This is a genomic window from Peribacillus sp. P4_C12, assembly GCF_056402095.1.
This window is the reverse complement of sequence record NZ_JBFUIB010000691.1, coordinates 1-1,632: the sequence shown is the minus strand read 5'-3', so window position 1 is coordinate 1,632 and position 1,632 is coordinate 1. Positions and strand designations below refer to the sequence as shown.

General features: G+C 37.9%; 3 protein-coding genes. 1 reads left to right on the top strand and 2 read right to left on the bottom strand.

Annotation, left to right across the window (positions count from 1 at the left end; translation table 11 throughout):
• Positions 1-348 precede the first annotated feature (348 nt).
• Positions 349-522 carry an FAD-dependent oxidoreductase gene (locus AC1DUW_RS28060; protein ID WP_236694917.1) on the top strand — a complete coding sequence of 58 codons (174 nt, stop codon included), beginning with the start codon at positions 349-351 and terminating at the stop codon, positions 520-522.
• Here AC1DUW_RS28060 and AC1DUW_RS28055 read toward each other — a convergent pair.
• A complete protein-coding gene (locus AC1DUW_RS28055; RefSeq protein ID WP_477644084.1) occupies positions 519-656 on the bottom strand; it encodes a hypothetical protein in 138 nt (45 codons plus the stop codon). The genes AC1DUW_RS28060 and AC1DUW_RS28055 overlap by 4 nt on opposite strands.
• 182 nt (positions 657-838) lie before the next feature.
• Positions 839-1,632: Ger(x)C family spore germination protein (locus tag AC1DUW_RS28050; RefSeq protein WP_477644083.1), on the bottom strand; the 794-nt coding region annotated here is incomplete at its 5' end.

Here is a 1,632-nt window from a genome sequence, read left to right as displayed (position 1 = left end):
CCATTCGAGAACTTCAATATGTTGCTTCTACAAAAATTGGTCTTCAATTCAAATAGAGATTTTGGGAAAAGGAAGGGATTCTTGGAGGAAAAATGATAAATGATTTACCCATGAAAATTGGCTACTATCCCTGCCATTTAATAGGCTCAACTGGGTCTGAAATTCTTTTAGCCAGCTACACGTAGGAAGATGATACAATGTTATGGGAACAATTTCCTGAAGGAGATCGTATTCGAAATGCTTTCAAATAACTTGGCAAAAGTACATGGTAAACAAATATATAATCTGTTTTTAACAGATGTTTCTTATAGCTGGTCACTTAATCAGTAATCCTCTGGGGCTTTCTCAATGTTTAAACCTGGTCAAGAAACAGACTTATTTCCATACATTCCAACTCCTAAAGGAAGAGTCCACTTTGCCGGCGAACATACACCAACTTTACCTGCTTGGATTGAGGGAGCAGTTCAATCTGGAATTAGAGTTTCAGATGAAGTAACAAGCCTACCAATAACATTTTTTTAAAAATATGAAATTGCAGCCGCAACACCATGTCCGACGAGAAGAGGCAAGCTAATCGTTCTACCACCGCCTGGAATTATTCCTACGAGCACTTCCGGGATTCCTATATGAGCAAGTTCGAACCCTATCTGGAGCATGCAGGTAAGAGCTGTTTATTTGCCTCCTTCAGAAGCTTGTCCGTCGTTTGCTACAATAGTCAGCTGTGGAATTTGCTCTAGTAATTACATTGCAATAAGGTTGCTCTTATTGTTTTAAGTAACCGATCGTAAAAGCATTAACCCAAGCGCCATAAAGAAAGGTCGCTGTGTCAGCACCATTCCTACTTTGTTCCGCCTTTCGAACCAAAGTCAATAATCCTTATATCTATATGATAATTAATATCGGCCTTACTGAATACTTCGTCCCATTTCTTCTTGTTCTTCTTCCAAAACTTTGGATGCTGATTTTCCACATAACGATACAATCCTGCTACCCCTGTCTTATAGTCATGTTGTAATTTCCCTATGATTTTCTCAACATCTTGCTCTACTTTATCCTCTGTAACACGCTCAGCATCTTTAAAGTAGCTTTCTTTAAATGAATTTTCCTTAGTATACCAATCTTCCGAAAGCCTTCCTGTGTAGCCGATTGATATATTAATCGTCAAATGTTCCCCATTTAATTCTGTTGTAATTTTTCTCCTTGTTCTTTTTATTACTTCAACGCTGAATGGATCACCATGATGGGATGCTTCTATTATTCCGCCTTTAACCGTTCCGTTCAACCAATTTAGAGAAGCTATATCATCAGCACTCATTACACCCACTAATTTTGAATTTTTAATCACCCCTGCACCATCTAAGATTAATTTTCCACCTTTAATATCGACTGCCTGAATAGCAAAGCTCCCATCAGATTGCAAGCTTGCAGAAGCTTGTCCTAGCGTTAACGGTGGGAGAATTTTATTTGTTCTCTTCTCATTATCTTTCAATTCGAAAATTACATTAGATGGGATATCATCAGCTTCACTATTCCCTAAGATTTCTTTTGTCGGTTTCTTCGTCAACAGAACAAGGCAGCTTCTTCTTATACTATTATCACGTATAAACATGTTAATGATGGCTTCCATTGGGA

Excerpts from the sequence above, each read along its gene's own strand:
- AC1DUW_RS28060 (WP_236694917.1), top strand. The coding sequence starts at position 349 with ATGTTTAAACCTGGTCAAGAAACAGACTTATTTCCATACATTCCAACT.
- AC1DUW_RS28055 (WP_477644084.1), bottom strand. The coding sequence starts at position 656 with ATGCTCCAGATAGGGTTCGAACTTGCTCATATAGGAATCCCGGAAGTG.